General features: G+C 32.4%; 13 protein-coding genes and 1 riboswitch. Of the genes, 10 read left to right on the top strand and 3 right to left on the bottom strand.

Annotation, left to right across the window (positions count from 1 at the left end; genetic code table 11):
- From bsdtw1_RS01815 to bsdtw1_RS01825, 3 genes are all read left to right on the top strand, one after another.
- Nucleotides 1–1,308, top strand: a complete 1,308-nt coding sequence (locus bsdtw1_RS01815) for an ABC transporter permease (protein ID WP_183275892.1) — start codon at nt 1–3, stop codon at nt 1,306–1,308.
- A gap of 212 nt (nt 1,309–1,520) precedes the next feature.
- Complete coding sequence (locus bsdtw1_RS01820) at nt 1,521–2,234, top strand: response regulator transcription factor (protein ID WP_183275894.1); 714 nt, start codon at nt 1,521–1,523, stop codon at nt 2,232–2,234.
- Nucleotides 2,235–3,692: a HAMP domain-containing sensor histidine kinase gene (locus tag bsdtw1_RS01825; protein WP_183275895.1), complete on the top strand. Its 1,458-nt coding sequence runs from the start codon at nt 2,235–2,237 to the stop codon at nt 3,690–3,692. It abuts the gene before it with no gap.
- Between the two features lie 98 nt (nt 3,693–3,790).
- Here bsdtw1_RS01825 and fba read toward each other — a convergent pair whose 3' ends face one another.
- The 3 genes from fba to bsdtw1_RS01840 all read right to left on the bottom strand — a co-directional run bounded on the left by fba (nt 3,791) and on the right by bsdtw1_RS01840 (nt 5,871).
- A complete protein-coding gene (fba, locus tag bsdtw1_RS01830) occupies nt 3,791–4,657 on the bottom strand; it encodes a class II fructose-1,6-bisphosphate aldolase (protein ID WP_183275897.1) in 867 nt (288 codons plus the stop codon).
- A gap of 135 nt (nt 4,658–4,792) precedes the next feature.
- Complete coding sequence (locus tag bsdtw1_RS01835; RefSeq protein ID WP_183275899.1) at nt 4,793–5,173, bottom strand: DUF4363 family protein; 381 nt, start codon at nt 5,171–5,173, stop codon at nt 4,793–4,795.
- On the bottom strand, nt 5,170–5,871 hold the full coding sequence (locus bsdtw1_RS01840) for a DUF421 domain-containing protein (protein WP_183275901.1): 702 nt from the start codon (nt 5,869–5,871) through the stop codon (nt 5,170–5,172). Before bsdtw1_RS01840 ends, bsdtw1_RS01835 begins: the two co-directional genes overlap by 4 nt.
- 216 nt (nt 5,872–6,087) lie before the next feature.
- Between bsdtw1_RS01840 and bsdtw1_RS01845 the strand changes: the two genes are divergently transcribed.
- From bsdtw1_RS01845 to bsdtw1_RS01875, 7 genes are all read left to right on the top strand, one after another.
- Nucleotides 6,088–7,743, top strand: coding sequence for a nucleoside kinase (locus bsdtw1_RS01845; RefSeq protein WP_183275903.1), 1,656 nt, complete (start codon nt 6,088–6,090; stop codon nt 7,741–7,743).
- 23 nt (nt 7,744–7,766) lie between these two features.
- Nucleotides 7,767–8,441, top strand: a complete 675-nt coding sequence (gene sdaAB, locus bsdtw1_RS01850; protein ID WP_183275905.1) for an L-serine ammonia-lyase, iron-sulfur-dependent subunit beta — start codon at nt 7,767–7,769, stop codon at nt 8,439–8,441.
- A 37-nt stretch (nt 8,442–8,478) separates the two neighbouring features.
- Nucleotides 8,479–9,354, top strand: coding sequence for an L-serine ammonia-lyase, iron-sulfur-dependent, subunit alpha (gene sdaAA, locus bsdtw1_RS01855; protein ID WP_183275906.1), 876 nt, complete (start codon nt 8,479–8,481; stop codon nt 9,352–9,354).
- A 114-nt stretch (nt 9,355–9,468) separates the two neighbouring features.
- A riboswitch (TPP riboswitch) is annotated at nt 9,469–9,578 on the top strand.
- A gap of 167 nt (nt 9,579–9,745) precedes the next feature.
- Nucleotides 9,746–10,273, top strand: coding sequence for an energy coupling factor transporter S component ThiW (gene thiW / locus bsdtw1_RS01860; protein WP_244638090.1), 528 nt, complete (start codon nt 9,746–9,748; stop codon nt 10,271–10,273).
- Entirely contained in the window at nt 10,274–11,086 is an 813-nt protein-coding gene (gene thiD, locus bsdtw1_RS01865; RefSeq protein WP_371874640.1) for a bifunctional hydroxymethylpyrimidine kinase/phosphomethylpyrimidine kinase, read from the top strand.
- A gap of 523 nt (nt 11,087–11,609) precedes the next feature.
- Nucleotides 11,610–13,391 (top strand): DNA helicase RecQ, encoded by a 1,782-nt coding sequence (recQ, locus tag bsdtw1_RS01870; RefSeq protein WP_183275908.1) that lies wholly within the window; start codon nt 11,610–11,612, stop codon nt 13,389–13,391.
- Between the two features lie 373 nt (nt 13,392–13,764).
- Complete coding sequence (locus bsdtw1_RS01875) at nt 13,765–14,658, top strand: ROK family protein (protein WP_183275910.1); 894 nt, start codon at nt 13,765–13,767, stop codon at nt 14,656–14,658.
- Nucleotides 14,659–14,665 lie beyond the last annotated feature (7 nt).

A 14,665-nucleotide genomic window follows, 5' to 3' on the forward strand; every position in this document is an offset into this window, starting at 1 on the left:
ATGAAACTATCAGATGGATTTTCAATGGCAATAAATGATATAAGAAAAAGAAAGATTAGAACTGTTTTAACGGTAGTGGCTTTATCGGTAGGAAGTTTTCTAATGGTTACTATGATGGGCGTAGGAGATTCTATCAATAAAGGAGCTTCTAATTTATTTTCAAGTTTTGGAGATACGAAGCAGATTGGTGTACAACCAGAGAAATATGACAAGGCATCTTCTCCAGTAAATGTTACAGTGAATACAGGAACTAGTAGTACCTCAACCACTCCAGAAAAGAAGGAAGATAAATTTAAGAAAATTGATAAAGATGCTTTAACAAAGATGTCAAAGCTTGATGGAGTGGATAAGCTTTATGCTTACCTTAACTCACAAATAACTGGTGTTGATATTGAAGGAAACAGCAGTATAAAGAAAAAGAGTACTAATATAGTTGGAGTATGTTTTGATTTTGATTATAAAACAGATAATGAAATAACCTATGGTAGCGAACTTTCAGGAAAAAATGATGAGATCGTTGTTGGTGAAAAGTACTTAAGTAAGATAGGAATAACAGATTATAAATCAGTCATAGGTAAGAAGATAACACTAAAGGTTGAGTTCCCTAAGATCAATGGAGTAGAGATTAAGAAACCCTATTCTATTGATGGAAAGATTGTTGGAGTAGCTAAAGGTAAAAGTGATTTCGGAAATGAAATTCTAGCGTCTGAAGACTTAGTAAATAAAATACAAGGTTATTATGAAGATAAAGCTGACTACTTAAGTGAAAAAGGATATTCAGGTGTAGCTTTGATGGCTAAGAATGAAGACAGCGTGAAACCTATCACTGATAAGATAAGAAAAGATTTAGGGTATTCTGCATCTAATATGGTAGAGATGCTGGATATGGTAAATTCTATGACTAAGGTTGTAAAGAGCATACTTGCAGTAGCAGGTATCATCGTACTTTTAGTTGCTAGTTTAGGACTTATAAATACCATGACAATGACTATTCAAGAAAAGAAAAAATCTATTGGAGTTATGAAGGCTGTGGGAGCTTCAAAGAATCAAATACGTTATATATTTATATTTCAATGTTTAGTTCTAGGACTACTAGGTGGCTTAGTTGGATGTCTATCATCCTCAGCTGCAATATATGGAATAAACTTATATATGAAGTCAGTGGCAAGCACATTAACATTAACTTTAAATATTAATAATATTTTGATAGCACTTGGAGTATCAGTTGTTGTAGCATTCTTTGCAGGGATAATACCAGCAGGTAGAGCTGCAAAGTTAAATGTAGTAGAGATATTAAGTTATGAGTAGAGGAAGTTTGAACGTATAATGAAATAAATTGTGGATAAGTACAATTTTATCTGTAACTATTATAACAAATCATAGTTAGTTTGCTTCACCTTTAGGTGGAGCAAATTTTTCTTGTGCCCAAGACTTCAGTAAATTATAATATTTCTATAACTAGAAAAAAATGTATAGTAATAATTAAGTTGGATTACTATAAATCTAATTTGGGGGTATTTATGGCAAAGAACATATTAATTGCTGATGATGAAGTTGAGATAGTTGAGTTAGTTGAACTTTATCTTGAGAAGGAAGACTACAACATAATAAAATGTTTCAACGGAATAGATGCATGGAATATCATGTGTGAAAAAAATATTGATTTGGCCATATTCGATATAATGATGCCTGGTATTGACGGGTACCAGCTTATAAAAAAGGCAAGGGAAAAACTTAATATCCCAATAATATTGATATCTGCAAAAAATGATTTTAGCGATAAGATACTGGGACTGGGACTGGGAGCAGATGACTATGTAACTAAGCCTTTTAACCCACTTGAACTAATTGCTAGAGTTCAAGCACAGCTTAGAAGGTATTACCTTTTGAAAGGTGATAATGATAATGGGCAGAAGACTGAAAGAATAGTATATGGTGATATTGAGCTTGATGAAGAAAGCTGTGAGGCTTTCAAAGGTGGCAAGCTTTTAGAGCTTACCTCAACTGAGTACAAGATACTTAGTCTTTTCATAAAAAATATCGATAAGGTATTTACTAAGAAGCAAATATTTGAAACTGTATGGGAAGAAGTATACTACGGTGACGATAATACCATAATGGTTCATATAAGTAACCTTAGGGATAAGATTGAAGATAACCCTAAAAAACCAGAATATCTAAAGACTGTGAGAGGATTAGGGTACAAGTTTACTGGAAAGTTAAAGGTGGACTAGATGAAAACAATTAAGAGGAAAAGAAAACCTAAGAGTATATATATAAAAATAATGCTAGGATATTTTATATTTGGAGTCGTAACCATAGTTCTTCTTTTTACTCTTATAATTGCCCTTGCATTTTTTACTCTATTTTCAGCAAGGAGACATGATGAAAATGATTTTCCAAAGTCTACAGCAAAGGCTATTGTATGTAGTGATTACAAAAAAATTGATTCTACGTACATAGAAAAAAGTGGTGGATGGGTAGAGATACTTAAGGATAACAAAGTTGTTTTTGTAAAAGGTGATAAGAAGGATAATATAAATGAATACACAGAGGAGCAACTTATTAACTATACTTCTACAGATCTAAAGTCAAGCTTTGATTTTAACAGAGTAATTTACTCAGCAGCAGCCTTTAAAGGGCAGGATGGCAATAACTATATTTGTCTTGTTAAGTTTCCACCGAAAAGTGGTGATATGACCTTTGGAGGACAACTTAGTGGTTCTCCCCTTGGAAAGGAAATAGAGATGTTTACCACCTCAATCTTTAGTGGTGCAGCACTTATACTTTTAATTATAATGTTTATACTTAGTAAGATAGTTGCGAAGCAGATAAGCAATCCAATTAAACATATAGTAAAAGGTATACAAACTATAAGTACTGGTGAGTATGATTATAGAATTAAGTGTAAAGCTGATAGTGAACTGGCTATGATAAGGGATGCGCTTAATGACATGTCTAAGAGAATACAAGAGGCAGAAGCTCAGAAAAAACTCGCTGAGGAAAGTAAGAGGATGATTATAGCTGATATTTCTCATGATTTAAAAACACCAATAACCTCTATTCAAGGATATGCAAGAGCTTTAAATGATGGGCTTGTTGTAGATGAGGAAAAGAAGAAAAAGTACTTAAATTATATATATGAGAAATCTAACAGGATGAATTATTTAATAGATGAATTATTCACCTTTTCAAAAATGGATGCTCCATCCTATAAGCTTAACCTCATTGAAGGAGATTTAGCTAATTTCTTTAGGGAAAGCATAATAGGATTTATTCCAGACTTTGAAAAGTGCAATTTTAATTATAATGTGGACGTAAGAGAAGAATATATAAAGTATAGCTTTGATAGAGATGAGCTGTATCGTGCCATATCAAATATAATAATAAATGCACTGAAGTATAATTCTCCAGGTACATCCTTAAACTTCTTTTTGATAAAGGAAGAAAATAAGATAACTATGTCTATAGAAGATGATGGAATTGGAATATCAGAAGAAGTTAGAAAGACTATCTTTAATGAATTTACAAGAGGAGATAGTGCTAGAAGGTCTGATGGGGGAAGCGGTTTAGGCATGGCTATTACTAAAAAGGTTATAGAACTCCATGGAGGAAATATAGGAATAGAAAGTGAGATTGGGAAAGGAACCAAGTTTATAATTAACCTCCCAACTATGGATGATGAAAGTTAAATTTGATCTAGAGCTTAAATATAAAAACAGAATAGTGATTCGGGAAGATAGATATACAAAAAAACCACTAAAGTAAGACACTTTAGTGGTTTTTTATATTAAGCTTGGTTAACTGAACCGAAAAGTTCCATCTTTTCTTTAACTGTAGCTTTTATAGCTTCGAATCCTGGTCCTAAAAGTTTACGTGGGTCAAATCCCTTTCCTTCTAGGTCTTTACCAGATTCTATATACTTACGAGTAGCTTCAGCAAATGCTAATTGACATTCAGTGTTAACATTTATTTTTGCAACTCCTAAAGATATAGCTTTTTTAATCATTTCTGCAGGAATACCAGTACCACCGTGTAGAACTAGTGGAACGTCACCTGTAACATCATTGATTTGGCTTAATGCATCGAAAGCTAATCCCTTCCAGTTTGCAGGGTATTTTCCGTGGATATTACCGATACCAGCAGCAAGCATTGTTACTCCTAGATCAGCTATTTGTTTACATTCGTTTGGATCAGCGATTTCTCCTGCTCCAACAACTCCGTCTTCTTCTCCACCGATTGAACCAACTTCAGCTTCTAATGAAAGTCCTCTTTCACCAGTTACTTTAACTAATTCAGTTGTTTTTGCTATATTTTCATCTATTGCATAGTGTGAACCATCAAACATGATTGATGAGAACCCAGCTTCCATTGCTTTGTAAGCTCCTTCGTAGCTACCGTGGTCTAAGTGTAATGCTACTGGAACAGTTATTTTTAACTCTTCTAATAATCCATTAACCATTCCTACAACAGTCTTATATCCGCCCATGTACTTTCCAGCACCTTCAGATACACCAAGGATTACTGGTGAGTTGTTTTCTTGAGCAGTTAAAAGTATAGCTTTAGTCCATTCTAAATTGTTGATGTTGAATTGACCAACAGCGTATTTCCCATCTCTAGCTTTATTTAACATTTCTTTAGCACTTACTAATGACATGTTTATACCACCTTTCTTCTCTATAAAAAATCATATGGCAAGGGACTTACTGAGTCCCAGTGGGACTATTTATCCCTTGATTACATTATATACTATTATTTTTATATTTTCTACCAGAAAATAATAAAAATAATTTTAAAATATATTTTGTATACTAGGCGTTTGAAGAGCTTTTATTGCTTTGGTAGAGTACTTTATAAGATGGATACTTGAAAGAGCCTCTGATTTATCTTTATATTTGCTATACTGAGATAGTTTAAGTGCTTCATTTATCAATAGGTCACCGTCTTGATGATTTATATAAACTGAAAGAGGCTCAAAGCTTTTTTCTATGTATTCTTTAAGTTCAACTGAAAGCTTATAAGAATCCTCCCAATCATCTTCCTGAAGGCTTTTTTCAAGAACTGAACACTTTTCATTCACGGCATCACATACCTTGATGAGGTTACCGTGTGAGTAAATAATAAAACCGAAGAGACATAGAAAAATAAAAAGTGATGTAAGTGTATTTTTCATAAATCATCATCTCCAAAATCAATGATGTCATCCTTTTTTTGAAGAAAAAACTGTGCATTTGAATCCATCATAGCTATATATACATTTTTTAAATCATCTACATTATTCTTTTTCAACATTTTTTCAAGCCAAGAAAAGTCTTTATTTGCTCTATGAAGTGCTTTTTTATCTAGCTTACCATTAATGACTAGAACTAATGGCAGTTTGTCCTCTTCTTCATCTACTTTTACATCTTGTTTGGTAGCAGGAGATAAAGCTTTTTTGGGAATAACTGAAACCTGCCCATTATTCTCTAAGATTGCATACTGTATGTCTTTGATATTAAAGTATCCACTAAGTCTGAGCTCTTCCATCAGATCATCTATATTTATTCTCTGACTTATAAGTGATTTGAAATTTACTTTACCTTCCTTTATAAGCACACAAGGAGTACCATCTATAACTTTTCTAGCTATTTTACTTTTAAGTTGTATTTCAGATAAAAGGGTTTTTAACATTAATAATGTTATTATTGGTATAACTCCTAAAAGAAGCGGTAGCCTAGTATCTTGCATTGGTAATGCAGCGAGGTCTGATATCATCATGGTTATTACAAATTCATAAGGTTGAAGTTCACCTATTTGTCTTTTTCCCATAAGTCTCATAACTAAAACTACCACAGAGTAAAGTATTACTGTCCTTATAAGTACTATTAGCAATTCAATCACCTCTCCAAAGTTATAGTTTGTTATACTAGCTTAAATTATTCAAATATTAGGATTTTTTTAAATTTAAAGATGTATAATATTATTAGAAAAATATTATTTTGAAAATGAAATTCAAACTTCTATTTCAATAATATTTTTAAACATAGCCTGAGTAAAAAGATATAAATTAAGCTTCTTAATAAAATTGAAAGTTCTAGGAGTGGATACATGATGGTATTGAGACTTGAGGTTAATAATCAAAGTATTGAAGTGGAAAAGGGCACCACATTTAATGAGCTGGTTAATATTTATTGCCAAGGGAATAATGTGCCTATAGTGTTAGGCAAGTTGAACAATAAGTATTATGAGCTTAGTTGCTCCATAGAAGAGCCGGGTAAGGTGGATTTTATAGCGGCTGACGATAGAATTGGCAATAGAGCTTATGCAAGAACCTTACAATTTCTATTTATAAAAGCAACTTTAGACTTATTTCCAGAAGCTAAAATCACAATAGAACATTCTTTGAGCAAAGGCATATTTGGGGAAGTTCATATGGAAAAAGCTTTGGATGCAGAAGATATCATCTTGATTAAAAAGAAAATGGATGAACTTATAGAAAAAGATATTCCTATTAAGACTCTTAAAGTAAAAAAGGAAGAAGCAATAAAGATTTTTTCTTCATATGGTATGGAGGATAAATTAAAACTTCTTAAGAATCTTAGAAACAATGAACTTAGATTATACGAATTAGATGGAAGATATGATTATTTTTATGGTAAATTAGGCTATTCAACAGGAGTTCTTAAGTATTATGAGCTTGCTTATCATGAACCAGGTTTTTTGCTTAGGTTTCCTGAAGAAGGGAAAGGTGTAGAAATTCCTGTTTTTGAACCTCAAGAAAAGCTTGAGAAGATATTTCAAGAAACAGAGCAGTGGCTCAATATATTAGATATTGCAGATGTAGGTTCGTTAAATGAAAAGGTGCTTAGGAAGGAATTTGATGAAATAATAAGAGTTTCAGAGGCATTGCATGAAAAGAAAATAGCATATATTGCAGATATGATTCATGATAGAAATGAAGTGAAAATAGTACTCATTGCCGGTCCGTCATCTTCAGGTAAAACCACTTTTTCAAAAAGATTAGCAATACAATTGAGGGTTAATGGATTAATTCCAATTCCTATTTCCCTTGATGATTATTTTATTGATAGAGATAAAACACCACTTGATGAAGAAGGAAAGCCAGACTTTGAATCAATTTACGCACTAGATCTAGAATTATTTAATAAACAATTAAATCTTTTGCTTGAGGGAGAAAAGGTTACTATACCATCTTATAATTTTAAAACTGGAACAAGGGATGAAGAAGGTCATGATATGCAGCTTCCTCAAAATGGAGTGTTAATAATTGAAGGGATACATGGACTGAATGATATTTTAACTTCGACTATTCCTGATCACAATAAATTTAAAATTTATATAAGTGCCTTGACACAACTTAACGTAGACAATCATAATAGAATTGCAACAGCAGATGTAAGAAAAATAAGAAGAATTGTAAGAGATTTTCTATCTAGAGGTTACGGTGGAGATGAAACTCTAAAAATGTGGCCTTCAATAAAGCGAGGAGAAGAAAGAAATATATTTGTATATCAAGAGCAGGCAGATGTTATGTTCAATTCAACTTTAGTGTATGAATTATCAGTTCTAAAAAACTGCGCTATTGAGGAATTGTCCAAAATACATCAGGATAGTGAAGTATACAATGAAGCTGAAAGGCTTATAGATTTTCTAAAACTTTTCGAAGCTATAGATAGTGATATGGTTCCTGAAAATTCTATCCTAAGAGAATTCATAGGTGGCAGTTGCTTTTATAAATATTGATTTTTAAATATGGAGTGTGACAAATGAAAAAATATGGAGCTTTTGATATAATTGGGCCTATTATGGTTGGGCCATCAAGCTCTCATACTGCAGGGGCAGCTAGGCTTGCAAAAGTTGCAGCTGCCATTGCTGGTGAGAGAGTAAAAGAGGTTACATTTCTTCTTCACGGTTCTTTTAGTAAGACCTATAAGGGACATGGCACTGATAGGGCTTTGGTTGCAGGCATACTTGGAATGGAACCTAGCGATTTAAGACTTAGAGAATCTATTGATATTGCTAGGGAAAAAGGGATAAAGATTGAATTCAAGGAAAAATATCTAGGAGAAGTTCATCCAAACACAGTTAAATTTGTAATAAAGGATGAAAATGATAGAATTTCTGAGATAACAGGCTCTTCGATTGGTGGAGGAAGTATTGTAATAACTGAAGTAAATGGCCAGGAAGTTAACTTTACAGGTCAGTATCCAACGGTAATAATATCTCATAGAGATGTTCCTGGAGCAGTATCTAAAGTATCATCAATTCTTTATGATAATAATATAAACATAGCTTTTATGAGCGTATTTAGAACTACAAAGGGTAAGGCAGCTACAATGATATTTGAAGTTGACAGCATTCTTACAGATGAAGTTGTAAAAGAGATAAAGCAGGTAGAAGCTGTTGATAATGTTATAAAAATAAATCCAGTTAAGGCTTAAATATAAATTAATCCTATTAGGGAGGGAAAAACAAAAGATGGTTAGGAATGGGGAAGAACTTATTAGTTTATGTAAAAAGAATAATTGGACTATTAGCGAATTTGCAATTCAATCAGAGATGGAGAGAAGTGAGTCTACCAGAGAAGCTATCCTTGAAGAAATGATGAAAAGCCTTAGGGTTATGATTGAAGCAACTGCTGAAGGTTGCGAAAAAGAAGTACATTCAGTAAGTGGTTTGATTGGTGGAGATGGATACAAGCTTCAAAATTACTTAAAGCAAGGGAAGAGCTTAACTGGAGATGTTATGGTATCTGCTATGGCAAAGGCTATATCCTGTGCTGAAGTAAATGCATCTATGGGAAGAATTGTTGCGTGTCCTACAGCTGGTTCTTGCGGAATACTTCCTGCAGTACTTCTTACTGTGGGAGAAAAATTACAATTATCTAATGAGAAGTTAGTTGAGGGATTATTTGCAGCAGCAGCTATTGGTAGCATAATAGCTCAAAATGCAACAGTGGCTGGTGCAGAAGGTGGATGTCAGGCTGAATGTGGCGCTGCAGCAGCAATGAGTGCGGCGGCAGTTGTGGAACTAATGGGTGGGACACCTGAAATGAGTTTAGATGCAGCTGCTATAGTTATAAAGAACATACTAGGACTCGTATGTGACCCTATAGCTGGACTTGTTGAAGTTCCTTGCGCAAAGAGAAACTTCGCAGGAGCAGTGAGTGCTTTAACTACTGCTGACTTGGTTATGGCAGGAGTGAATTCAAAGATACCTTTTGATGATACTGTGGATGCTATGTATAGAGTAGGTAAGAGTTTGCCGAGCGAACTTAGAGAGACAGCTCAAGGTGGTTTAGCTGTTACTAAAACTGGTTTAAAACTTAAGAAACAAGTCTTTGGTGATGAATAAGAATATTTAGGAAAGTAAGCAAGAATCAATGTTTAAGCTAGGATTGGTAGTGATGAAAATAGTGACAATCTATAGCTTTTATGTTAAGATAATTTATATTAAAAAATAAATAATAATCTGTGCTAGAGGGGCTGGTTATGCCGGCTGAGATAGAGAACGATATTCTCTGACTCTTAACACCTGAACTGGTTAAAGCCAGCGTAGGGAAGCAACAATAATTTTGTTAATTAATGCAGCTTTCTAGCTGCATTTTTTTGCTGTATAGTAAAGTATAAAGTTTCTAAGTTAACTAAACCTAGGTATTTAAAGTGTCTTAGAAATTTATTATGGATATAAGCAAAAAACAGAGTTTATATGATTCCTTCACAGATTAAAAGAAGGAGGCTTTTTTATGAAACAAAGTAGTGCTAATGTAAAAAATAATCAGAGTATGGTATATAAGTTAACCTTAAGTGGTTTATTTATTGCTTTTGGTACAGTTACAGGATCAGTTTTCTATATACCATTTTTAGGCGGAAAGATGTTTCCGGTTCAACACTTTTTAAATGTAGTTGCAGCAGTAGTACTTGGACCTTTCTATGGAGTAGCTAATGCTTTTTGCATCTCGCTACTAAGAAATATTTTAGGGACAGGTTCCATACTAGCATTTCCGGGAAGTATGGTTGGAGCTTTTTTAGCAGGAATAGTTTATAAGAAATTTAAAAATATATACCTTACAGCTGTAGGTGAGTTCGTAGGAACAGGAATACTAGGAGCCTTAATAGCATACCCAATGGCTACAATGATATTAGGTAAAAAGGTAGCTGCTTTTGCATATGTGTTCCCATTCTCATTAAGCTGTGCTGGAGGAGCAATCCTTGCAGTAATATTATTATCAGTACCAGTTATAAGAAAGGTGATCAAAAGGGAGGCATTATAAATGATAAGAAAGGCACTTACAATAGCAGGTTCAGATACTTGTGGAGGCGCTGGAATTCAAGCAGATATAAAATCATTTTCAGCTAATGGAGTTTATGGAATGAGTGTTATAACTGCAATAACCGTTCAAAATACTCAAGGTGTTTTTGGTATACAGGATGTTAACCCAGATATAATAGAGAAGCAAATAGAAGCTATATTCGATGATATTGAAGTTGATGCTATAAAGATAGGGATGGTATCTAAAATAGAATCAATTAATGCTATAGCATCCGCTCTAAAAAAGATAGATAAATTACCACCAGTAATTTTAGATCCAGTAATGGTTTCAAAAAGTGGATTTAAGCTTCTTTCTGAAGATGCAAAAGAAACTCTTATAAAAGAGCTATTTCCATTAGCGGAGGTTATTACACCAAATATACCAGAGGCAGAAGAAATTTTAGGATATCAAATAACAAACTTTGAAGAAATGTATAAGGCTGCGAAGGATTTAAAAGAATTAGGACCTAAATATGTTCTTGTCAAAGGTGGACATCTTGAAGGAGATGCTATAGATTCTTTATTTGATGGAGAAAAGCTCATAAGCTTTAAGCAGGAAAGAATAAACACAAAAAATACGCATGGTACTGGATGTACATTATCTTCAGCTATAGCAGCTAATGTTGCAAAGGGCATGAGTATGGTTGAGGCAGTAGAGGAAGCTAAAAAGTATATAACAATAGCTATTGAACACAGTATAGAACTTGGTAAAGGGGTAGGACCAACTAACCACTTTTATGAGCTTTACAGAAAAGCAGGTCTAAATAACGAATAAAAATATTTATAGTTGGAATTTCTATAAATAATCTTAGATAAATTAAAGGCGATGCAATTAAACATGTTGAAATTAATTGCTTATTCATCCGATGCTTTAATGAGCTTACGCAAAGAATTAATATGATTTTGTCATATTCCATGGCTAAAACTGTAAACTCACTACGTTCGAACAGTACAGTTTCTTAACGCCATTCCATTTGAAAAAATCATTTAATTCTAGCGGCTTGCTCATATAGCATCTACTGCATAACCAATTAATTTCAATAATATTATTAAACACTGAAAATATAACAAAAGTATAAGATAAATAATACAAGTCAATAATTAAAGATAAGATGAATCAGTTTATTTATAAGTAAGCTGATTCATTTTTACTATATAAAAAACTATAAAACTTTCAGGAAGATTGCTTCACAACTTTTCTATGTTAGTATAAATTCATACAATTATTTTCTTATAGAAATTGGATTGTATAAAAAGTATAATTAAAGGTATAAATGTGACAAGAGAAGAGGTGCCAGATGGATAATTCACTAAAGGTATTAAAAAAAGTATTTGGTTTTTCTAGTTTTAGAGAAGGACAAAGAGAAATAATACAAACCATATTAAGTGGAAGAGATGTATTTGCTGTTATGCCTACCGGTGGTGGAAAGTCTGTTTGTTATCAGATACCAGCAGTTTTAATGGGAGGTATAACTTTAGTAATATCGCCTCTTATTTCTTTAATGAAAGATCAAGTAGATAGTATAAATAATGTAGGAATAAATGCTGCATTCATAAATAGCACTATAAATAAAAATGAAATAGTTGAAATAATTGAAGATGCACTCATAGGAAAATATAAGCTGATATATATTGCACCAGAAAGATTAGAGTTAGATTACTGCGTTAAACTCATAAGAACCTTAAACATATCTCAGATTGCAGTTGATGAGGCTCATTGTGTATCTCAGTGGGGACATGATTTTAGGCAAAGTTATAGATTTATACTGCCCTTTGTAAATTCATTATCAAAAAGGCCTGTAATAACAGCCTTTACAGCTACTGCCACTGAAGAAGTCAGGGTAGATAGTATGAAGCTTTTAGGACTAAAGGATCCATATGTACATATAAGTAGCTTTAATAGAGATAATTTATCAATGAATATACATAAGGAAGTAGATAAACTGGAATTTGTTAAGGACATAATAAGAGAACATGAGGATCAATCAGGAATAATATATTGTTCAAGAAGAAAAGATGTTGATGGACTTTATGACTATCTTAGAGAAAGAGGCTACAGTGCTGCAAAATACCATGGAGGCCTAAAGGACGAAGAAAAAGAATTCTTCCAAGATGAATTTCTTTTTGATAGAAAAGATATTATGATAGCAACCAATGCCTTTGGAATGGGCATAGATAAGTCAAATGTAAGATATATTGTTCATTTCTCCTTACCTAAAAATATAGAAAACTACTATCAAGAGATTGGCAGAGGGGGAAGAGATGGCGAGAAATGCCAGTGTCACTTGCTATATTCCAGAGAAGATATACCTTCTCTAGAGTATATGATAAATACCTCTACTGTATTAAATAGAAGGGAAATTGAACTTAGAAAGCTTCAAGCAATGGTTGATTTCTGTGAGTCACATAATTGCTACAGGCATTTTATATTAAAATATTTTGGAGAAAGTGATATAAAAGAATACTGTAACAATTGTTCTAATTGCCTAAATAATGATGAACTTAGAGATATAACTGTAGAAGCACAAAAAATTCTTTCTTGTGTTTATAGAACTAAAGAACGCTATGGAATATCTGTGATGGTAGATATACTGAGAGGGTATTCGGGGCCTAAGATACTAGATAACAAATTAAATGAACTTTCAACTTACGGTATTATGAAAGAATATAGTACAAAGTTTATTAAGGATATAGTACAAACTTTAATAGATGAAGGCTTTGTAGATAAAAAAGAAGGTACCTATTCTATGTTGAAGCTTAATAAAAAGTCAATAGATATTCTTAAAGGCAAAGAAAAGGTGATGGCAAAGCTTAAAGATACTAATGATGATACTGTTTTAGATGAAGAACTATTTAAGAAGTTAAGAATACTTAGACGTGATTTATCTCAAAGTGAAAATGTAAAACCATACATAATATTCTCTGATTCTACTTTAATACAGATAGCTAACTTAAGGCCTCAAACAAAAGAGGAACTTAAAGAAATACGCGGTGTAGGCGAGAAAAAAATTGATAGATATGGAGAAAGAGTTCTTAGGGTAGTTCATAATCATATTTTGATGAAAAGCAAGGTTAATTAGTTGATATGTGGTAAATAACGAGAAATTATAAGAATTTAAGAACATAACAATATAACAATTTAAAATCATAACTATATATAATTATATGAATATATAGTTATATCAACGGTTTGAAAGATTATTACCTTGAAAAATTATATTATAAACTGTTGGTATCTAATGAGTATATTACTAAACACAAAAATCAAGGACCAAAAATAAAAAAATAGGTCTTTGATTTTTTTATTTTTTCTATCATAATAAATATATGGCAATTAAAACCTAAAATAATAATTAAAAGATAGTTTGAATTTTGAACAGCAAATTAAAAAATATACTATAATAAGAAGAAATATATCTTTATATGGTAATGTTTACAATGGAGGAGATTTTTATGAGTAAGTATATGGTTATTGACGTTGGAGGATCAGCAATAAAATATTCGATTATGGATGGAGAAGGTGTTGCTTATGAAAAAGGGAGTATTCCTACTCCAAAGAGTGGTATAAATGAGTTTGTTGAGGTATTAGGAAATTTAGTAGAAGGTTCAAAGAAGACTTATGAAATTGAGGGACTAGCTTGTAGTATGCCGGGAGCTGTAGAACCAAAAAGCGGAATTATTTATGGAGCTAGCGCTGTAGATTACATACATGGTCCTAATGTAAAAGAATTGCTATCGCAAAGAACAGGACTTAGAGTATCCATTGAAAATGATGCGAATTGTGCTGGATTGGCAGAAGGATGGCTTGGTGCAGCAAAGGATTGTGAAAATTATATTTGTGTAGTAATTGGAACAGGTATTGGTGGCTGTGTAGTGGTAAATAAAAAGATTCTTAGAGGAAAAAATCTCCATGGAGGAGAATTTGGATTCATGCTTGTAGATGACAGTGATGACATAGAAGGACATACGTGGAGTAATAATGCATCTACCTTTGCTTTAGTAAGAAAGGTTGCAAAGGAAAAAGGATTAAATGAAGAAGAATTAAATGGTAAGAAAGTTTTTGAAATGGCTGAAAATGGAGATGAACAAGTAAAGAATATCATAGATAAATGGTACAACTATTTAGTAAGAGGATTATTTAACTTAAAATATATCATAGACCCTGATAAGATATTAATTGGTGGAGCTATAAGTAGTAGAGCAGATTTCTATGATGTTGTAAATGAAAAGCTTGATAAAATGAAAAGCTATTATGCAAAACTAGATATTGCTGTAGAGAAGTGTGCTTTTGAAAATGATTCTAATTTAATAGGTGCTTTATACAATTTCTTGTACTGTGATAATTAAATAAATT

It is taken from the genome of Clostridium fungisolvens (assembly GCF_014193895.1).
In the GTDB taxonomy this organism is placed as follows: domain Bacteria; phylum Bacillota; class Clostridia; order Clostridiales; family Clostridiaceae; genus Clostridium_AR; species Clostridium_AR fungisolvens.